The sequence below is a fragment of the Pediococcus parvulus genome (assembly GCF_964063155.1).
In the GTDB taxonomy this organism is placed as follows: Bacteria; Bacillota; Bacilli; order Lactobacillales; family Lactobacillaceae; genus Pediococcus; species Pediococcus parvulus.
The window spans coordinates 1353940-1373530 of sequence record NZ_OZ061292.1 but is presented as its reverse complement, the minus strand read 5'-3'; the positions used below and the strand labels follow the sequence as shown (position 1 = coordinate 1373530).

The following is a 19591-nucleotide window of genomic DNA, read 5'->3' as shown; positions in this document are numbered from 1 at the left end:
AAAAACATAGGTTTTGCGCGGCCTCTTTCTACTTCTCGAATATTATTGGGCTACTAAAACGTGAAAAAAAGACAGATTTCAGGATATGCTTAAGATCTAATCGTTTTTTTACTCTCGTTTTGAAAATTTTGCCATTGCTTGCGGAATTTGGTTAATAATCTGATGCGGTAAGGTAACATACTGCGTTTTACCTAATTCATCGGCAATATAACTGTGCAAATAGGTTGCACTGAGAATTGCTTGAATTTCGTGATCTGAAAACTGAACAACAAAGCCACCAATCATGCCGGCTAATGTGTCGCCCATCCCGCCAGTTGCCATTTCAGGACCACCCAGTTTTAATTGGTAAACAGTATCATTGGTATAAATTTCAGTGTGATACTTTTTTAAAACAACGGTGGCTTGTAATTTTTGTTGGGCTTTTCGATTTTTGGTTTCGGTTTGTTCAGCAATCGGAATGCCAGACAGTCGTTGCCATTCCATCTCGTGAGGTGTAAAGACGATCTTGGCATCTGGGAGGGATAAGTGGTGGGCAGCTACTAGATCGATCGCAGAACCGTCAATAATCAAATGTTGAGTAGATTGAATGGACTGAAAGACAGCCTGCACAACTTGGAGAGCCAATTTGTCTTCACCTAAACCAGGGCCGATGACAATGCCGTCGACTGTTTTGATTAATTTTTTAAGTTCCGTATCATTTTGAAAATCGATCACCATTGTTTCTGGAAGGCGAGCGTGCAGACTAGCAAAGTTGGTGGAATGAGTGGCAGTGGTTACCAAACCAGTACCAGAATAGACTGCGGCACTACTAGTTAAGATAATCGCACCACCAAATTGAGCATTACCACCAATGACTAATAATCGTCCAAATGAACCTTTGTGCGTGTGAGTGGCTCGTTTTTTTATGGTTTCTGTAACCATTGATTGTGTAATTGTTTTCATAAAATTAGTCCTCCATAAAGTTAGTATAACGAAAAAAATACGATAGTAAAATCAGAAGGGCCTTTTACTATAAGAATTCATAAGCGTTTGCTACAATGAAAATAGATAAACTAGAAAGCGAGATGAGTACCATGCAAAATCAACAATATCAAAATATTTTAGTCGGAATCGATGGTTCTGAAACTTCAATGAGAGCACTAGATAAGGCAATTGATGCCGCAATTCGAAACCAAGCCAAACTATATATCGCGCAAGTTTTAAAACCCCAATTATCAACTGTAGGAAGGGCATCTATAGGGTTTGGCGTCGTTGAAACAGATATAGATGATGAAAGTCGTCTGAAAGAGCAAAAGCAACTTTTAGATGACGTGGTAGCTCAAGCAAAGGACAAGGGTGTTAAAGATGTCACGAGCATTGTCAAGATTGGCAATCCACGAGAAGAGTTAGCTCGTAATATTCAACAAGCACAAAAGATCGATTTAATTTACATTGGGGCAACAGGTGCAAATCGGGTGGCGCAAATGTTTTTAGGATCGAACACAACTTATATTCTAGAGAATTCTATTGCGGACGTTATGGTGGTTAGATAAAAAATTGCCAAACTTGAATTAAGTAAGGTATAGCAAAATAGCTATTTAGGATCGGTAAATGACTGTTCCGCTATTCGTTTACTCAAAAAAAGAGAAACACGGCATTAACTATTAAAATAAGTAAGGAGGCATACTGAGGGAAATCTGAGGACCTTAGTAGACTAACAGATGAAAACATTAATTGTGCTTGAAAATGTGGTAATGGATGGTGTGAAACGTGCGGCAACTGTTTTGGGGAATGCTCTGACTAAATATGCAGATGTGACTTATTATTCATTAGAAAACGTCACGCCTTATTACGAATTAAAAGCCAAACTGGTTGTGGCAAAACGACCAGCCTCCGGACACGTTCTTAATTTTTTTGGTGAAAAACCTTATGAAAATTATCGTGATCAGATCGATGATTTAAGTAAATTTATTGAACAGGGTGGTTTCCAAAGCGTTATTTTAGCTGCCGGATTGACCACAAGTTTTGGTCCGTTAATTAAAAAAAGAATTCCAAATGTTCGAATTGTGGCCTGGATGCACAACAACTATAAGACTTATCTGACTCAATATTATCAACGAATGGAAAAAGAATTTGTGGCTGGTTTGAAACAAGCGGATGCGGTTGTTGTTTTAACAGATTCAGATTTAAAAAATTATCGTCAGTTTAATCCGAATACTGTCAAAATATACAATCCGCTAACTTTGAATCCAGATAAAAAAGCCGATTTAACTTCTCATACAATTGCATTTACAGCACGAATTGCGATTCCACATAAAGGAATTGATTTATTATTGGAGGCTGCTCAGTATTTGCCAGATGATTGGAAGATCGCCATTGCCGGACAAGGAGTGCCAGAGCAGATGGCTTTATTCAGACAACTAGTTGAAAAATTTGATGTGGCAGATAAAATTATCTATTGGGGCGCGCTGAAAGATAAGGCGTTACAGGAACACTATGAAACGGCATCAATTTTTGTATCCACTTCGCGGTGGGAAGGGATGCCACTTGTGATTGGTGAGGCCATGGGATTTGGTTTGCCAATTGTCGCCATGGAAAACACGGGATCTGCAGAGTTTCTTGGTCACAATCAATATGGCGTGTTAACGAAACCTGAGGACGTGATGGACTTTGTCAAAGAACTTAATAAAGTCATAATCAGTGAGCCGTTACGGCATATTTATTCTAAGAAATCATTAGAACGTATTCAGGCGTTTAAGATTGAAACGATTATTAAACAGTGGTTACCGCTTTTAGGCAGTAATTCTGCTGGTTTATCTAAGGCGTTTTAAAAATAATTTTTAAATATGTAAATTAACATTGAAAACGACTTCAATTTTCGATATGGTAAGGTTAGTAAATAAGAAAGTCGATGATCATAAGTGTATAAATTAATCGTTAGCGATTTGGATGAAACGTTACTTGGTAGCGATGGAAAAATCTCTCAAGAAAATATCGAGGCTATTAAAGCAGCCTCCAAAAAGGGAGTTAAGTTCGTGCCCAATACGGGCCGAGGCTTTGCTTCAGTGCAAGTTTTATTGCAAAAATTAGGTCTCTATCAAGAGGCTAATGAATTTGTGATTTCTTATAATGGTGGCGCAATTGTTGAGAACCAGGATAATAGGGTTCTTCAAACAAATGAAATGACGTATGAAGAAGCCAAAGGTGTTTTTGAAATTACTTCTCAATATCTGCACAATGATACCCATGTGTATACGTTAAACCAATTGTATATCTATAATCCCCGTGAAGAGGATCTGGCTTACTTGAAACCACGGCATGTGAACTATCACATCATGGAAAATGATGATTTTTCAATTTTTAAAGATGATAAAATTATGAAAGTCATTACCATGAATCCTGACCAAGAGGTTTTGCGGCCAGTTCATGATAAGGTGATGGATACTTTTGATAACCAGTTGAATGCCAGCTATTCTTCCGGGATGTATGCTGAGTTTAATCATTTAGGCACTGACAAAGGAACGGCAACCTTGGAGCTTGCTGACTCTTTAGGAATCAAAAAAGACGAAATTTTGGCGCTTGGTGACAATAGTAATGATCTTCCTATGTTACGTAAAGTGGGAATGCCTGTTGTTGTGGCAAATGGAACTACTGAGGCAAAGAGTTTAGCTAAATATGTGACTAAGAATAATTATCAAACTGGGGTTGCCGAGGCAATTGAAAAGTTTGTGTTATAAATCCATATTAGTTTAGGTCATGGAGGAACAAGATGTTAAAAGCAGCATTAGTGGGTGTCCCTGGTTTAATTGCAATTATGCTAGTGGTAATCACATTGTATGTACAACTGCCCTTCTGGCTTTTAATCGTGCTGTGGGCAGTTGGATTTGTTGCTGCCATTATTTTGGTCACGGTGTTTGAACTCAAAATCAAATTAGCAGCCATGAAACGGGATGCAGAAGAAGCAGTCAAAAAAGAACAATCTGAGAAATAAAGAGGGATTATTATGTTTATGTCTACGGAAGAAATCAACGTGGGTCATACAATTGTGGGGATCGTTTCTGCCACAAGCCGGATTATGTTATCGGCTGATGAAATTGACCAGTATCAAATGTTTGACCAACTTATTGAAGAAACTAAAAATAAATTAAGTAAACGGGCTGAACTTAAAGACGGGGACGGTTTAATTGGGGTACATTTTAACACAGAAGTTGTGAATGTGAGTGTGGCGCCAAAGTTTTTGATTGTAGTGGGCTACGGTACCGTGGTTAAACTAGATAAGTGAGTATTATCTGAAGAATAATCTTTTTGACAGTAAGTGGCGCACAAGTTTAATAGAGCTTTTCATTCTTTTGAATATAGTGTAAAATGATTACTGTTGTTTAGCCCCAGTGGCGGAACTGGCAGACGCGCAGCGTTCAGGTCGCTGTATGGGCAACCATGTACAGGTTCGAATCCTGCCTGGGGCATTTTAGTACAATATAGGAACTTCTTAGAAATCAGGAATGGCTTTATACCGGCATTCCTGATTTTTCGTTATCACAAGAAAGCACTAGAAAACACTAACAAGTAAATACATTTTGCACAAATTTTGCACAGCTAGGAAATCTTTGACGCCTTATCTGATGCCTTTTTAACAGTTAATTTATTTAATTCTTTTTCTATTTTTTGATCAGATCGTGCTTTAAACTCATCAATCAGATATGCATATATTTTCGATGTAGTTGATAGATCAGAATGGCCTAACCGTTTAGAGATCACATACAGATCTATTCCAGAGGCTAATAAGAAGGCCACATGAGTATGTCTTAACGAATGAAAGTGAAAGCCCGTTTTAACTATTTTAAGGTCGCTAAGGGCTTTTTTGAGTGTTTTGTTGCACGCTGCCGAAGTGGGGCATAATTTACTATTTACTAGTTTTAATCTATTTTCAAAATTGCTACAAATTCTATAAAATCAGCTCTTTCCTTGGTAATGACAGGGACGGAGCTGTTTTTGCTTTGGAACAGATTAAGAATTTGTTTTTTGTAACGGGGAAAACAGTTTTATAAAAAGCAACTTGGAACAAAGGGTGCGTTCAAATTCATAAAAAATAGGGAAGTTTGAAATTAGGTCTAAATTTTGGCATCTGAATATGGTATGCTTATTGGTGCACTTTTTGATTTTGAAATTTTGAATAAATGCGGTTAATTAATAAAAGTTGAAATCAATATACTTTAATTTATTTGAGAAATAGCGTAAGGAAAACGTTTAAGCTTGTTTAAAGACGACAGCATAATTTAAAATGAAACGCAATATGTTGTAGACCAATTAGTTATGATATACTAAATATTGATTATAGATAAAAGAGGGGCCTTGTATGGTGATAATTACAGCAGGAATGATTGGTGTCGGGAAAACAACGTTAACTGGAAAGATTGCAAAGCATTATGGTTCAAAAGCTTTTTACGAACCAGTTGGTGATAATCCAGTATTGCCATTATATTATTCTGATCAAAAAAGTTATGGATTTTTACTGCAAATTTATTTTTTAAATAAACGATTTGCAATGATAAAAAAAGCACTTTCTGATGATAATAATGTTTTGGATCGCTCAATTTATGAAGATGCATTGTTTACTCGTGAAAATAATAAAGAAGGTAACATTACAGATACCGAATTTGGTGTTTATTTGAATCTTCTGGATAATATGATGAATGAGTTGAATGACCTTCCTAAGAAAGCACCAGACTTGATGGTGTATGCGGAAACCGATTTTGATACGATTTTATATCGTATTAAAAAGCGGGGTCGTGACTATGAACAATTCGACAATAATCCTGAACTTGAGGACTATTATCTTAAGATGTGGGCAGCGTATAAAGAATGGTATCGTGATTACGATGCAAGTCCTAAGCTCAAAATTGATTTACAAAAGTACGATTTAGAGAATCCAAAAAATGTTGAAACTGTACTGGGTCAAATTGATACAGCTTTAGCGAAGATTCGCGAACCAAAAGATGTTGAAGAAGCAATGTAAAAAAACTATTCACGTGGAATGCAAAGGCACTTCACATGAATAGTTTTTTTGTGGAATTAATTATTCTTTTGTTGCGCAATTAATGCTTTTAGACTAGCGTTATCTCGATGGGCAAGTAAGGCCCAAAGAATCGTGACGGTATCGACAACTTCTTGAAATAGCGCGCCAAGCAAGGCAGGGATGATACCAGTGGCAGCGACGAGCATCAGACCAATACAGATAAAAATGCCAATTAAAACGGATTGTTTCGCGATTTTCATAGTATATTGAGAAATGCTCAAAGCACGCGCAACTCGACCTAAATCATCTTTTAGGATCACAATGTCGGCCGATTCACTGGCAGCGGTTGAACCACGCGCGCCCATTGCAATTCCAACATCAGCGACGGTTAATGATGGCGCATCATTGACGCCATCACCTACCATAACAACCGGACGGAGATGATTTTCTTGATCCTTCAAAACCGCAATTTTGTCTTTAGGTAAACACTCAGAATAAACTTTTGCGATTCCAATTTGGTTACCGACCATTTCAGCAGTAGCTTTTTGGTCGCCACTAATCATTAAGGTGTTTTTGATGCCCAATTCATTTAACTGCGAGATTGTAATTTGTGCTTCAGGGCGAATTTGATCAGAAAAAGTAATGTAACCTGCAAATTTATCGTTGATGGAAACAAAGATTGCAGTTTGTTTAGATAACGGCTTAATTTCTCGAGTTGCAAATTTTTGACGGCCAATTTTGATCTGTTGGTGATCAACTTGAGCCGTAATACCCATGCCGGTAACTTCTTGAATGTCTGAAACTGGCAAAAGTGTTTTAGAATCAACAGCATTTACAATGGAACGGGCCAAGATATGGCTTGATTGTTGTTCAGCACTAGCTGCAAGGCTTAATAATTGTTCATTTGTGTAAGGTGGCAAACTTTTAATTTGATCGATGGCTAAAATTCCCTTCGTCAGCGTTCCTGTTTTATCGAAGGCAATTGTTTTGGCAGTGGCAAATTTTTCAATTGTTGTACCATTTTTAATGATAATTCCATTTCGGTTCGCACTACTCATTCCAGATACAAGCGCAATTGGTGCCGCCAAAATCAGTGGACATGGGGAAGCCACAACGAGAACTTCTGCAAAGCGAACAGGATCTTTTGAAATATACCAAGCAATTCCGGCAATGAGATAAGAAACAATTGTAAATGGAATGGCGTATCGATCCGCTAAACGAACAAAGTGAGCAGGTTGTGCCTCGGAAGCTTTGACCAGTTTAACAATTGTTTGATACTGACTATCGGCGGCTATTTTTGTGACTTTCATCGTAATGGCGCCATCCCCATTGATGGATCCGGACATCAGGTCATCATTAAGCGATTTAGATACTGGATTAGATTCACCAGTTAATGAAGATTCATCAAAAATTGAAGAGCCGGATAGCACAATCCCATCAACAGGTACGACTTCGCCAGGTTTGACCACAACTTGGTCACCAATTTGAACAGCATCAACCGGTTTGGTGGTAATTTTGCCATCTAAGAGCACATGGGCATTTTGTGGAGAATTGTCGAGCAGATTTTGAAGTTCTTTGCCTGCCTTATGGGCGGCATAATCTTCTAAGGAATCCCCGCCAGTCAGCATAATGAGCACTACGATACTTGCCCAATATTCCCCAACAGCTAAGGTAGCAATGATAGCCGTGATCGCCAACAGATCTATTCCATATTTGCCAGCACGCAAGGTCTTAATCATTTCAATTAACATGGAGATCGAAATCAGGATTCCTACCACAGTGATAATAATTTGAGCAACTAAATTGAGATGGAAAACAAACTCTAGGAAAAGTGCTAAAACCCCAAGAAGGACAACTAAGGCAAATTTAGTAGTATGTTTCATACCCAGCAACTTCTTTCTTATTTAGAATGATTCTAAAACCATTATAAATGAAATCTAGTCAAATTACCAGTAGAATGAAGAATTATTTGGGCTTATTCATCCTTAGCATGAAGACCGGAATGATTAGCAATAGATGAATAATAAACATGCCCAAGAAGGTCCAGCTATAGTCAAAAGCCGTAATAAAATAGCCACCAAATAAAGGACCAAGTGCGCGACCCATGGATCCGGCAAAACTCCCTACAGATTGGATGGTGCCTCGATTACGATCATCAGCAAACCGGTTTAATAAAGCCGGGATTGCGATGAGGGCCAACATTTCACCAAAAGTGACTAAGGTAATGCCTAAGACATAACGCCAGTAGCTTCCAGTATTAATAATTGCCAAATAAGAAAGGGCAAACGAAATTAATCCTAAAATAATGCGCATTTTTTCGGCCTTAAAACTGGGTTTGAATAAACGAGTGGTAAATGGTTGAATTAAAATAATTTCTACAGTACTGATTGTAAAAAGGAGACTATACTTAGGAACAGAGATGTGTTTAGCAACCATCAGTACCGAAACATTACTATTCCACTGTTCATAGCAGATCCAAATTATGACCATGACCAAACAAATAATGAGAATACTTCCTAGAGCGTGTCGAGAACCGTTATCAGTTATACCTTGATTAGTGGTTACTGGATGTTTTTTGATAGTTTTAAATGACAGTCTAATCAGCAGTGTTGTTAACAAAAATAAGACAGTAGAACTAAAAAAGACCATGCGGATACTAATCCCAAATAAAATTCCTGACATAAAGGTAGCAAATCCCATGCCTAAGCTAGCGAACCAGTAACCGTTATTAAAAATGTTAGGATCTTGGACTTGAAGGAAGGCAATGTAACCATTAATGGCGGAATTTAGGCCACCTAAAAACAGGCCGTATAGCGTGATTAAGACCGGATAAATCGGCCATTGTGGGAAAAGCCCTAGTAGAAATAAAGCAGTCACAACGCCAATTCCGTTCACATACATGAGTGGTTTTTGCCGCCAACTATCAAAGAGCTTGCCGCCAATCAGGTTGCCAATCATCATAGCTCCTGAAAAACAAAAAAGCACGTAACCTGCAGTTACTAAGCTTTTGTTTAAAGTCCTATGAATGTAAAGGGTGGTGATCGGCATAATCAGACCAATACCCATATTGACCAACATGTTTGTAAATAAAACCGGTTTATTTTTCATAGGAAATAACGCCTTTCTGTGGAGCTCATAATTTTCTAATTAAATGTTAATCATACTATTACATAAGGATTAGCAAATTTCAACGATTTTCAAGAACTGCTGACAATAAAAATGGAAAATCAAGATAAGATTAAAGACGGATGGCAATTATTGAGTTTTCACTGCTGGTAGTATTCTAGTGCTAAATTTGGTAAAATATTTTTGTTACGGTAATTTATTAATTGAGGATCAAGTCGTTAAATTATCAATCAAATAACTAATATAACTAAGAAAAAAAAGGGAGTCTATAAAATGTGTGGATTTGTGGGGTATCTCAACCAAACTGATGTCAATTCTGATGTTATTAAATCAATGGCGGACCGGATTAAACATCGTGGTCCAGATGATGAGGCTTATTTTCAAGACGAAGATGCTTCTTTAGGTTTTAGACGTCTCTCAATTATTGATTTGGCACATGGTAAACAACCAATGCTGAACTCAACGAAAACCAAAGTTTTAACTTTTAATGGTGAAATTTACAATTATAAAGAGATTCGTGAAGAATTAAAAAAATTAGGATATAATTTTCAAACTGATGTAGATTCCGAAGTGTTGATCCATGGCTATGATGCATGGGGGGCAGACCTTTTACAAAAGCTTCGCGGAATGTACGCTTTTGTGATTTATGATACGCAGAAAAAAGAAGTGTTTGGTGCGCGGGATCATTTTGGAATTAAACCGCTTTACTATTATGATGATGGTGAATCCTTCCTTTGGGGATCAGAAATCAAAGCCTTTTTGGAGCATCCAAAGTTCCACAAAGAATTCAATGAAAAATTGCTACCAATTCATTTAAGTTTTGAATTCATTCCTTCAAAAGAAACAATGTTCAAGAATGTGTACAAACTTTTACCTGGAACATATTTCTTGCACAAAGACGGCAAAACTGAAACCCATACGTACTTTAAATTTAATTATGATCATATTGACGAATCACAAACCATTGAAGGTGATGCCAAGAAGATTCGCGGAATTGTCAAGGATTCTGTGAAGGCTCATATGATTGCGGATGTGGAAGTTGGTAGTTTCTTATCAAGTGGGATCGATTCAAGCTATGTCTTGGCTGAAGCAGCTAAATTAAAGCCAATTCAGTCATTTTCACTTGGGTTTAATAATTCAAAGTACAGTGAATTAAGTTATTCGACTGAATTTGCAAAAGAAATTCATCAACAAAACACACCTTTAACGATGGATGGTGACGACTATTTTGATATTTTGCCAACCATTATGTATTACATGGATGAACCATTGTCCAATCCTTCAGCAATGCAGCTTTATTACTTGTCTAAAGGGACAAGGGAACATGTGAAGGTTGCCTTGTCAGGTGAGGGTGCCGACGAATTCTTTGGTGGGTATAACACTTATTTAGAAGCATTTCCATTTGAACGTTATCAAAAATGGGTACCTCAGTTTGTGCGTACAGGTCTTGCTAAACTGGTTCAAAATCTGCCAAGATTCCATGGCAAACGTTTCTTAGTTCGAGGTGCAGAGCCATTAAGTGAACGTTATTACCGAGTTAATTATGTTTTTGACAAACATGAACGGGATGAAATCTTACGTGATCCTAGTATAAATGTGGATTCTGGTGCTTACACCAAACATATTTTTGATGAGGTCAAGGGCAAAGATGAAATGACTCAAATGCAATATTTTGATATCAATACTTGGCTACCATTTGATATCTTGCATAAGGCAGATCGGATGAGTATGTGTAATTCCTTGGAAGTTCGCACACCATTAGTTGATAAAGAAGTGGCTAAGTTTGCGGCAACGATGCCAATTAAAACTCGAATTCATAAAGAAGAGACAAAGATTTCTTTGCGAACGGCTGCTGAAAGTGAACTTCCAGAACGAGTAGCGAAGAAAGAGAAGATGGGTTTCCCATCCCCAATTGCGAGTTGGATTAAAGAAGACAAGTATCGTAAACGGATTGAAACAGCCTTTAACTCTGATGTTGCCAAACGTTTTTTCAAACCAGAGGCTTTAATGCATATTCTGCATGAACATATTAATGGCAAATCAAGTATGCAAAAGATTTTTACAATTTACACCTTTATTTTGTGGTATGAAGTTTATTTCCCAGAAAATACTACAGCCACAACAAGTAAGTTAGTTCGTCGCACACAAGTTTAATATTTGGAGATGGAAAATATGGCACTCGAGATTGCCGAAATTACCATGATTTTAAAAGAACATCATTTACTGAAACAAATAGTAAATAATGTTAAAGGCGATCATCAAAAAATAACGGGGGTTAAATATGACTCTCGTCATGCAGTTGCCAATGACCTTTTCTTTTGTAAGGGTAATTTTAAACCAGATTATCTAAAAGTCGCACAGGATAAAGGCGCGACGGTTTACATTGCAGAACAGCAATTTGAAGAAGTTCCAATGATGTGTGGCATTATTGTAACCGACGTGACCAAAGCGATGGCGTTAATAGGGGCAGCTTTTTATGATTATCCGCAAAATGATTTGTTTATCATTGCTTTCACAGGCACAAAAGGTAAAACAACTTCGGCTTATTTTACGCACCATATTTTAAAAACCATTTCGGAAAATAAAGCTGCCTTATTTTCAACCATTGATCGTATAACGGGACCTAAACCAGAACAAGAATTTAAATCTGATTTAACAACGCCTGAATCGTTAAATTTATTTCACGATATGCGAGAAGCTGTCAATAATGGCATGCATTCGCTTGTTATGGAAGTTTCCTCACAGGCTTATTTACGAAATCGGGTATATGGTCTACATTATGACGTAGGAGTATTCCTGAATATTACGCCTGACCATATTGGCCGTAATGAACATCCGACATTTGAAAATTATTTGCATTGTAAAATGCAATTGATGGTTAATTCGGATGTTTGTGTGATTAATGCACAAACTGCCCATCTTGAAGAAATTTATCAGGCTGCTCGTGCAACGACAGATCCAGAAAAAATTTATTTATTTAAGCAGGCAAATGCTAAAATTAATCGCGCAGTTCCTATTGATGTTGTTTTTTATAATGATCGTGATGATTTGCGATTGACCGAGATTGAAGTCAAAGCAGTAAGTCCAAGAGCAAAAGTTTTAAAGATTGATGGTCGTTATGATTTGAGTATGCCTGGTGACTATAATCAAAGCAACGCCACAAGTGCCTTGATTGCTGCCGGATTAGCTGGTGCGACTTATGATCAAACGCACAACTTGTTAACAAAGATGAAAGTCCCGGGCCGAATGGAATCCGTGGTTTCGAAAAATCATGGGGTCATCTATGTTGATTATGCCCATAATTATGCCAGCATGAATGCCCTTTTGAGCTTTTTAAAAAGTCAGTATCCAAAAGGACGTATGATTGTGGTTGTGGGTAGTCCAGGAGACAAGGGAATTTCTCGGCGAAAGGGCTTTGGCGAGGCGCTCACTGCTCATGCAGATGTTGCAATTTTAACGACGGACGATCCAGGGTTTGAAGAGCCAAGTGCAATCATTGATGTGATTGACAGCTACATTGATCATACAAAAGTGCAGGTTGAAAAAGTTATTGATCGTTATTCTGCAATTAAACGGGCAATTTCAATTAGTCGTCCAGAGGATGTTGTTGTCTTAGCAGCTAAAGGAGAGGACCCATATCAAAAAGTCAGAGGAGTTGATACTCCTTGGCCAACAGATATGAAAGTTGCAAAAGAAGTTTTGAAAGGATTGGCGTAATGGAAAACTCAAAAAATGATTATATACCAGTGCTATTAGGTAGTGATTTTAATGCATATGGAATGGCGCGTTCATTTTATAAAATGACTGGCAAAAAGGTCAAAGCATTTGCAGAAAAAGAATTAGCTCCAACCCGATTCACAAAAATCGTGGATTTGGAGTTGATTCCTGGTTTTTCAGAGGATCCCGTTTTCTTTGAAACGATGAAGAAGATTGCCAAGCGTTATGAAAATCGTTCTGAAAAGGTGATTTTGCTTGGAATGGGTGATGGATATGCCGAATTAATTTCAAAACACAAAGAAGAACTTTCTAAAACCTTCATTTGCCCATATGTTGATTATGATTTGCTACGTCAATTAAACAACAAAGAACGTTTTTATAAAATTTGTGATGAGTTTGATTTACCATATCCTAAGACTAGAATCATTACTAAAGATGAATATGAAAGTTCTGAAGAAATTGAAGAACCATTTGGTTATCCAGTCGCTTTAAAACCTGCCAACAGTGTGGAATGGCTTGATATTCATTTTGAGGGTCGAAAAAAGGCCTTTCGTATTCAATCACGTGCGGAGTTTGATGAAATTGTTGGGAAGATTTACGACAATGGCTATACTTCCGATTTGATTTTACAGGATTTTGTCCCTGGTGATGACAGTAACATGCGTGTCTTGAATGCCTATGTGGATCAGTATCATCACGTTAAAATGATGTGTTTGGGTCATCCTCTATTAGAAGATGTTGCACCATCTGCTATCGGCAATTATGTGGCAATTTTACCTGAATACAATTCGACGATTTATAAGACGATCCAAGATTTCTTAGAAAAGATCAATTTTACCGGTTATGCTAATTTTGATTTGAAGTATGATTCTCGTGATAAGACCTATAAACTATTTGAAATTAACTTACGCCAAGGACGAAGCAGTTTCTTTGTGACGTTGAATGGTTATAATCTTGCTCAGTGGGTTGTGCAAGATTATGTGAGCGAAGATTTGAAGAATAAGCCGACTGTCTATGCTAACCGATCTGAGGATACCCATCAGTTATGGTTAGGCGTGCCAATTCGGGTGTTCAAAAAATATGCCCGTGATAACCGAGATAAATTAACCGCCTTACAACTTATCAAGCAAAAACGATATGGGATGACAGCTTTTGATAAAAAAGATATGAATCCTAAGCGATTTGCGTTATTGACTTGGATGAATCACAACTATGCTAAAAATTTTGATCGTTATTTTGAAGAAAACAAGGGATGAGTTAAATGAAAGATTTCTTTACAATTATTGGTGGTATGGGGACACCGGCAACGGAAAGTTATTTGCGGTTGTTAAACAAACGAACACCCGCTCATCAAGACCAAGATTACTTTAATTATATTTTAGTAAACCATGCCACAGTTCCAGATCGTTCCACATATCTGATGGACCATTCTCAACCAAGTCCATTACCTGATCTGTTGGCGGATATTAAGGAACAAAGTCAATTAAAACCTAGTTTTTTTGTGATTGCCTGCAATACTGCTCATTACTTTTATGATGATTTACAAGCGGCAACACCTGTACCAATTGTGCATATGCCACGAGGAACTGTAAGTTACATCAAAAAGAATTATCCAGATGCTAAGCGAATTGGGGTTATTGGAACAAAAGGAACCACGACTGATGGCATTTATGATCGGGAACTAATTCAACAGAATTTAGAAGTTGTGAAACCAACTGATCAAATTCAAAAGCTAACGACTGAATTAATTTTTGATGATATTAAAAACCAAAATCAGGTTGATGGTGAGCTTTTCCATGAAATTGTGAAACGAATGGTTCAAGAGCAAGGTGCTGAGGTTGTTATTCTAGGTTGTACGGAATTATCTTACGCGCAAGAACTGGCTCCTGAACTGAAATTTCCAGTTGCTGATTCTCAATCAATCTTGGTTGATAAGTCAATTGAATTAGCAACAAAGTTAAGAGCAAAATAATTATGATAGAGTAGGTTAGTAAGTGACTAGTTAGATGAAAACATTCATGACAAAAATTGGTCAATATGCTATACTTACTTTTGTGTTTGCGGGCATAGTTTAGTGGTAAAATTCAAGCTTCCCAAGCTTGCGTCGCGGGTCCGATTCCCGTTGCCCGCTTTTCCGTAAGAGAGTAGTACCTAATTCATTTTCTTTTAGCGAGTTCGGAATGGTGGAAGCCGAATAGAAAAAGTTAGTGAACGTGCTTTTATGTTTATAATTTAAGAAATTGAGTGGATTTTAAAATCAATTAGAGTGGTACCGCGGGTTTTCTCGTCTCTTACAAAGTTTATTTGTAAGAGACTTTTTTAATTTGAATTTATAAATGGAGGAACTAAAGATGAATTACAAGAAACAAGTGGCACAAAGTATTGTAGATGCCTTAGATAATCAGTTAGATGAGCAGGTAGTTTACGAAAAGATTGAAGTACCAAAGGCGACAAATCTTGGAGATTATGCTTTTCCAACGTTTGTGTTGGCTAAGACTTTGCACAAGGCCCCACAAATGATCGCAAAGGATTTAGTGGAACAAATCAATAAATCTGGTTATGAAAAAGTTGAAGCACAAGGACCTTATGTGAACTTCTTCTTAGATAAAGGTACGTTCAGTAATGAAGTTTTACAAACCGTTTTAACGCAAAATAGCCACTATGGGGATGCCACAATCGGTAATAACGGTAAAGTGCCAATCGATATGTCTTCGCCTAACATTGCTAAACCAATTTCAATGGGTCATTTGCGATCAACTGTAATTGGTAATTCTTTGGCCAATTTGCTATCCAAAACGGGTTACCAACCCGTTAAAATTAATCATTTAGGCGATTGGGGGACCCAATTTGGTAAGCTTATTGAAGCCTACAAACTCTGGGGAAGTGAAGAAGAAGTTAAAGCTGATCCAATCAATAAATTACTTGAATATTACGTGCGTTTTCATAAAGAAGACCAGGAACACCCTGAACTAGATGATGAAGCGCGCAAATGGTTTAAAAAGCTTGAGGATGGCGACAAAGAAGCCACTGAACTTTGGCAATGGTTCCGTTCTGTTTCATTGAAATCATTTAAACGGATCTACGATAAGTTAGGAATTACGTTTGATTCCTATAAGGGTGAAGCTTTTTATAATGATAAAATGGATGAAGTTGTTCAACTCTTAGAGGATAAGAACCTCTTAAAAGAAAGTCAAGGAGCAGAAATTGTTGACCTTGATAAATATAATTTGAATCCGGCGCTAATTAAGAAGACAGATGGCGCAACTCTGTATATTACCCGTGATTTGGCAGCTGCTATTTATCGAAAACGGACTTATGACTTTGTACAATCTTTATATGTCGTTGGTGCAGAGCAGATTAATCACTTTAAACAGTTGAAAGCTGTTTTAAAAGAAATGGGCTTTGATTGGTCAGATAATATCCACCACATTCCGTTTGGTTTAATCACGTTGAATGGTAAGAAGCTGTCAACTCGTTCTGGTCGAATTGTCTTACTAGATAAAGTTTTAGATGATGCCATCGATTTAGCTAAACAACAAATTCAATCTAAGAACCCTGATTTGAAGGATGCTGATAAGGTCGCGCATGAAGTTGGGGTAGGAGCTGTCATCTTCCATGATTTGAAAAATGAGCGTATGAACTCGTTTGATTTTGATTTGAGCGAAGTTGTTCGTTTTGAAGGCGAAACTGGTCCTTATGTGCAATACACAAGAGCACGTGCGGAAAGTATTTTAAGAAAGTCGGATCATAAAGTGAAAATTACCGACTTGAACTTAGCAGATCCTAATGCTTGGGAAACATTGAAGTTCTTGCAAGCATTTCCAGAGACTATTTTACGGGCAGTAAAGGAATATGAACCTTCAGTTATTGCTAAATATGCGCTACATTTAGCCAAATCTTTCAACCAATACTATGCCAATTCAAAAGTGTTAGTTGAAGACGACGATTTAAATGCGCGCCTTGCACTTGTTCAAAGTGTCAGTGTTGTGCTAGAAATTGCTTTGAGCCTTTTGGGTGTCCAAGCACCATCAGAAATGTAATTTACAAAAAATCGTAAGTTAGGTAAAAGTGAGGATATTGATCATGTTTTACCTAATGAAATTCATAAAAAAGAAGAGGTTGGGGAAAAAGTTTCCTCAACCTCTTAAATATAGGCCAAAATAGCCGAAAATGAGAAGAATTTCTCATTTCAAAAGTAGGGAATCTCGAAGCATGCAAAATTAAGACCTGATACAATAGATATGTTGAGGTATTAATTGAGTCGAATTATATTTGAGGAGGAAACAAAGATGGAAATCAAAGGCTTTGGTGTCGAAGAATGGCTAAACAAAAATGAAAAAGCGGCTCAATTTGATATCTCGCAGAGCACAATTAGTTCACTAACTTTGGGGGAATTACTTAGTTTTGATAGCCAGGATCCGACAGCGACATTTACTAAATATTTAAACACTAAATTAAATTATGGTTGGATCGAAGGATCACCAGAATTTAAAAAATTAGTTGCGCAACTATACGACCAGGTTGATAGTCAAAATATTTTACAGACAAATGGTGCTACCGGTGGAAACTTTTTGGCACTCTTCAGTTTATTGAATCCCGGAGATCACATCATTTCCTTATATCCCAGTTACCAGCAACTGTATGACTTGCCCAAGTCTTTGGGCGTGAAAGTTGATGAGTGGGATTTAAAAGAGAGTTTAAATTGGCAACCTGATTTGGCTCAATTACGACAGCTTATTTCGCCAAAAACCAAGATGATTTGTTTAAATAATGCTCAAAATCCAACTGGCAGCCTCCTCAATAAGGCGTTGTTGGAGCAGGTCGTTTTGTTGGCTAGAAAAGTTGGCGCTTATGTCTTAGCTGATGAAGTCTATCAGCCGGTGGATAAAATTGATGAATTTCCAGATATCGCTGATTTATATGAAAAGGGAATTTCTGTAAATAGCCTTTCAAAAACGTATTCTGTTCCTGGATTACGAATTGGTTGGATTGCAACTCAGTCTAAAGAACTTGCCGACATATTTAGAAAATATCGGGATTATACAATGATTTCAGGCGGTGTGGTTAATGATACATTGGCTTGTATGACATTGCGAAACCGAAAGGCCATTTTACAGCGTAACGGAAAATTAGTACAAAGAAATCATAAAATTTTAGAGCAGTGGGTCAAGAATCAACCCAAAGTAGAAATAATTATGCCAGAACAAGTTTCAACAGCCTGTGTCAAACTAAATATTCAAATGCATGATGAAGAATTCTGCGAAGAGTTGTTGCAAAAGACTGGCGTATTAATTGTTCCTGGATCTAGATTCGATATGCCAGGGCATGCTCGTATTGGCTACTGTACAGATACAGAAACGTTAAAGATTGGATTGAAAAAATTAGGTGATTTCTTAAATCAGTGTGAGTAAAAATCACGTCAAACTATTTTAAGAATAATTCTTGGCTTTTATATCTGTTTCTGGGATAATAGATACATTATATTTTTTTGAAAAGAGGCTAACTATATGATTAACCCCAAGCAACAAAGAATTTTTGAGCGTCATCTAGCACATGTCCCAGGAAGTCATATTCTTAAAGCTTCCGAATATAAAAAGGTGGTAAGTTGTCTGCATTATAAGAAGATTGCCAAGGGTCAGAATTTGGTTGATCAGCACGATGATCGAAATTACACGTTTATATTAAAAAAGGGTTTTTTAAAAATCAGATCATTCGATGCCAAAGAGGACGCGTCCTACGTGAGCTTTCTCAGTCCCAATATGCTGTTTCCGTTACGGGGGATGTTTGTTGACAGTCGTTATTGTTATACAGTTACAGCGTTGACTAACGCAGAAGTCATTTTTATCCCAACAAAAACGTTTGAGGGCTTGCTGAAAAGTAATCACAAATTTTCATTAATGATTATTAAAAAGATGCAAGAGGTCGTTTCAGAAGAGGAGATTTTTATTCAGAGGGCGTTGACTCCATCTGCAACAAAAAGAGTGGAGCAGGTATTAAAGTACTTGAATAATCATCATGGTATAGAATTGGAAGGCGGCAGACAAATCCCGTTTCCGTTAACAATTAAAGAAATTGCCACAATTGCGGGCACTACCCGGGAAACAGCTGGCCAAGTTATTCACGAATTAGTTGATGAAACTGAGCTGGAGTATTCACGTAAATATCTTTTCTTTCCAGAAATCTATACCGAAGAAGCCTAGACTGTTATGTGTTTTTGAATTTTGGTATACTTGAGAAAGTTAATACGGAAGTGAAGTGCAGTTATGAAAAAAAGTGAACGTCAAAAGATCATTAAAGACCTTATTGCAAATCAACTAGTTGCGAAGCAAGATGATTTGATGACCTTGTTGAAAACTCATCAAGTTGTGGCAACGCAGGCTACTATTTCTCGTGATATGCGCGAAATGCATATTGTAAAGGGAACCGATCATGAAGGTCATCAAAGGTATATGATTTTTGAAACCAATGATGAAGATCCAGCAGAAGCTCTTTTTAAAACCTTTAAGCAAACGGCACAACAAATTGATCAAATTCAGTTTGTTAATATTATTAAAACAACACCAAATGATGGTAATCGATTGGCAGCTGTTTTTGATGATACACAGATGCCAGAAATCGTTGGAACTTTAGCGGGATTTGATACGATTGTGGTTTTTAGTCCCGATGAAGCATTAGCAACTCAATTACATCAAAAGTTAGCTCATTATTTATCTGCTGAAGGCTAATAAGAATACAGAGTAAAACCAGAAGCTT

The 19591-nt window shown here is 37.3% G+C and carries 17 protein-coding genes, 2 tRNA genes and 1 pseudogene; 16 read left to right on the top strand and 4 right to left on the bottom strand.

Annotated elements, in window-relative coordinates; all coding sequences use genetic code 11:
• Positions 1-108: 108 nt before the first annotated feature.
• Positions 109-942 carry an NAD(P)H-hydrate dehydratase gene (locus tag AB3217_RS06725; RefSeq protein ID WP_057784819.1) on the bottom strand — a complete coding sequence of 278 codons (834 nt, stop codon included), beginning with the start codon at positions 940-942 and terminating at the stop codon, positions 109-111.
• A gap of 131 nt (positions 943-1073) precedes the next feature.
• Between AB3217_RS06725 and AB3217_RS06720 the strand changes: the two genes are divergently transcribed.
• The 6 genes from AB3217_RS06720 (at position 1074) to AB3217_RS06695 (ending at position 4445) form a co-directional block, all read left to right on the top strand.
• The gene (locus AB3217_RS06720) at positions 1074-1532 is read left to right on the top strand and encodes a universal stress protein (RefSeq protein WP_057784818.1); all 459 of its coding nucleotides are present in this window, start codon (positions 1074-1076) and stop codon (positions 1530-1532) included.
• Positions 1533-1700: 168 nt separating this feature from the next.
• Positions 1701-2810, top strand: coding sequence for a glycosyltransferase (locus AB3217_RS06715; protein ID WP_367365842.1), 1110 nt, complete (start codon positions 1701-1703; stop codon positions 2808-2810).
• A gap of 90 nt (positions 2811-2900) precedes the next feature.
• Positions 2901-3716 (top strand): Cof-type HAD-IIB family hydrolase, encoded by an 816-nt coding sequence (locus AB3217_RS06710; protein ID WP_068805184.1) that lies wholly within the window; start codon positions 2901-2903, stop codon positions 3714-3716.
• A 32-nt stretch (positions 3717-3748) separates the two neighbouring features.
• Positions 3749-3970: a hypothetical protein gene (locus AB3217_RS06705; protein WP_057784815.1), complete on the top strand. Its 222-nt coding sequence runs from the start codon at positions 3749-3751 to the stop codon at positions 3968-3970.
• 12 nt (positions 3971-3982) lie between these two features.
• Positions 3983-4261: a hypothetical protein gene (locus tag AB3217_RS06700; RefSeq protein ID WP_057784814.1), complete on the top strand. Its 279-nt coding sequence runs from the start codon at positions 3983-3985 to the stop codon at positions 4259-4261.
• 100 nt (positions 4262-4361) lie between these two features.
• Positions 4362-4445, top strand: a tRNA-Leu gene (locus tag AB3217_RS06695).
• Positions 4446-4575: 130 nt separating this feature from the next.
• Here the strand turns inward: AB3217_RS06695 and AB3217_RS06690 are convergent.
• Positions 4576-4872: pseudogene (locus AB3217_RS06690) on the bottom strand (tyrosine-type recombinase/integrase); the annotation flags it as partial.
• Between the two features lie 463 nt (positions 4873-5335).
• Between AB3217_RS06690 and AB3217_RS06685 the strand changes: the two are divergent.
• The gene (locus AB3217_RS06685; protein ID WP_068805188.1) at positions 5336-5995 is read left to right on the top strand and encodes a deoxynucleoside kinase; all 660 of its coding nucleotides are present in this window, start codon (positions 5336-5338) and stop codon (positions 5993-5995) included.
• Between the two features lie 56 nt (positions 5996-6051).
• On the opposite strand, the gene AB3217_RS06680 is transcribed toward AB3217_RS06685, so the two are convergent.
• Together AB3217_RS06680 and AB3217_RS06675 are read right to left on the bottom strand one after the other, a co-directional pair.
• On the bottom strand, positions 6052-7878 hold the full coding sequence (locus AB3217_RS06680) for a heavy metal translocating P-type ATPase (protein ID WP_068805191.1): 1827 nt from the start codon (positions 7876-7878) through the stop codon (positions 6052-6054).
• An 82-nt stretch (positions 7879-7960) separates the two neighbouring features.
• Positions 7961-9103: an MFS transporter gene (locus AB3217_RS06675; protein ID WP_057783040.1), complete on the bottom strand. Its 1143-nt coding sequence runs from the start codon at positions 9101-9103 to the stop codon at positions 7961-7963.
• A 291-nt stretch (positions 9104-9394) separates the two neighbouring features.
• On the opposite strand from AB3217_RS06675, the gene asnB reads away from it, so the two are divergent.
• The 9 genes from asnB to AB3217_RS06630 all read left to right on the top strand — a co-directional run bounded on the left by asnB (position 9395) and on the right by AB3217_RS06630 (position 19563).
• Positions 9395-11275: an asparagine synthase (glutamine-hydrolyzing) gene (gene asnB / locus AB3217_RS06670; protein ID WP_057783042.1), complete on the top strand. Its 1881-nt coding sequence runs from the start codon at positions 9395-9397 to the stop codon at positions 11273-11275.
• Between the two features lie 18 nt (positions 11276-11293).
• Complete coding sequence (locus AB3217_RS06665; RefSeq protein WP_367365841.1) at positions 11294-12838, top strand: UDP-N-acetylmuramoyl-L-alanyl-D-glutamate--2,6-diaminopimelate ligase; 1545 nt, start codon at positions 11294-11296, stop codon at positions 12836-12838.
• Complete coding sequence (locus tag AB3217_RS06660; protein WP_068805198.1) at positions 12838-14094, top strand: carboxylate--amine ligase; 1257 nt, start codon at positions 12838-12840, stop codon at positions 14092-14094. Before AB3217_RS06665 ends, AB3217_RS06660 begins: the two co-directional genes overlap by 1 nt.
• Positions 14095-14099: 5 nt before the next feature.
• The gene (locus tag AB3217_RS06655) at positions 14100-14810 is read left to right on the top strand and encodes an aspartate/glutamate racemase family protein (RefSeq protein ID WP_367365840.1); all 711 of its coding nucleotides are present in this window, start codon (positions 14100-14102) and stop codon (positions 14808-14810) included.
• A gap of 88 nt (positions 14811-14898) precedes the next feature.
• A tRNA-Gly gene (locus tag AB3217_RS06650) sits at positions 14899-14969 on the top strand.
• Between the two features lie 220 nt (positions 14970-15189).
• Positions 15190-16878, top strand: a complete 1689-nt coding sequence (gene argS, locus AB3217_RS06645; RefSeq protein WP_367365839.1) for an arginine--tRNA ligase — start codon at positions 15190-15192, stop codon at positions 16876-16878.
• 249 nt (positions 16879-17127) lie between these two features.
• The gene (locus AB3217_RS06640) at positions 17128-18249 is read left to right on the top strand and encodes an aminotransferase (RefSeq protein ID WP_057783053.1); all 1122 of its coding nucleotides are present in this window, start codon (positions 17128-17130) and stop codon (positions 18247-18249) included.
• A gap of 96 nt (positions 18250-18345) precedes the next feature.
• On the top strand, positions 18346-19038 hold the full coding sequence (locus AB3217_RS06635) for a Crp/Fnr family transcriptional regulator (RefSeq protein ID WP_057783055.1): 693 nt from the start codon (positions 18346-18348) through the stop codon (positions 19036-19038).
• Between the two features lie 63 nt (positions 19039-19101).
• The gene (locus tag AB3217_RS06630) at positions 19102-19563 is read left to right on the top strand and encodes an arginine repressor (RefSeq protein WP_057783057.1); all 462 of its coding nucleotides are present in this window, start codon (positions 19102-19104) and stop codon (positions 19561-19563) included.
• Positions 19564-19591: the final 28 nt, after the last annotated feature.

What these genes read in the sequence shown, in the direction of transcription:
- AB3217_RS06725 (WP_057784819.1), bottom strand. Translation starts at nt 942, where the DNA reads ATGAAAACAATTACACAATCAATGGTTACAGAAACCATAAAAAAACGA.
- AB3217_RS06720 (WP_057784818.1), top strand. Translation starts at nt 1,074, where the DNA reads ATGCAAAATCAACAATATCAAAATATTTTAGTCGGAATCGATGGTTCT.
- AB3217_RS06715 (WP_367365842.1), top strand. Translation starts at nt 1,701, where the DNA reads ATGAAAACATTAATTGTGCTTGAAAATGTGGTAATGGATGGTGTGAAA.
- AB3217_RS06705 (WP_057784815.1), top strand. Translation starts at nt 3,749, where the DNA reads ATGTTAAAAGCAGCATTAGTGGGTGTCCCTGGTTTAATTGCAATTATG.
- AB3217_RS06700 (WP_057784814.1), top strand. Translation starts at nt 3,983, where the DNA reads ATGTTTATGTCTACGGAAGAAATCAACGTGGGTCATACAATTGTGGGG.
- AB3217_RS06685 (WP_068805188.1), top strand. Translation starts at nt 5,336, where the DNA reads ATGGTGATAATTACAGCAGGAATGATTGGTGTCGGGAAAACAACGTTA.
- AB3217_RS06680 (WP_068805191.1), bottom strand. Translation starts at nt 7,878, where the DNA reads ATGAAACATACTACTAAATTTGCCTTAGTTGTCCTTCTTGGGGTTTTA.
- AB3217_RS06675 (WP_057783040.1), bottom strand. Translation starts at nt 9,103, where the DNA reads ATGAAAAATAAACCGGTTTTATTTACAAACATGTTGGTCAATATGGGT.
- asnB (WP_057783042.1), top strand. Translation starts at nt 9,395, where the DNA reads ATGTGTGGATTTGTGGGGTATCTCAACCAAACTGATGTCAATTCTGAT.
- AB3217_RS06665 (WP_367365841.1), top strand. Translation starts at nt 11,294, where the DNA reads ATGGCACTCGAGATTGCCGAAATTACCATGATTTTAAAAGAACATCAT.
- AB3217_RS06660 (WP_068805198.1), top strand. Translation starts at nt 12,838, where the DNA reads ATGGAAAACTCAAAAAATGATTATATACCAGTGCTATTAGGTAGTGAT.
- AB3217_RS06655 (WP_367365840.1), top strand. Translation starts at nt 14,100, where the DNA reads ATGAAAGATTTCTTTACAATTATTGGTGGTATGGGGACACCGGCAACG.
- argS (WP_367365839.1), top strand. Translation starts at nt 15,190, where the DNA reads ATGAATTACAAGAAACAAGTGGCACAAAGTATTGTAGATGCCTTAGAT.
- AB3217_RS06640 (WP_057783053.1), top strand. Translation starts at nt 17,128, where the DNA reads ATGGAAATCAAAGGCTTTGGTGTCGAAGAATGGCTAAACAAAAATGAA.
- AB3217_RS06635 (WP_057783055.1), top strand. Translation starts at nt 18,346, where the DNA reads ATGATTAACCCCAAGCAACAAAGAATTTTTGAGCGTCATCTAGCACAT.
- AB3217_RS06630 (WP_057783057.1), top strand. Translation starts at nt 19,102, where the DNA reads ATGAAAAAAAGTGAACGTCAAAAGATCATTAAAGACCTTATTGCAAAT.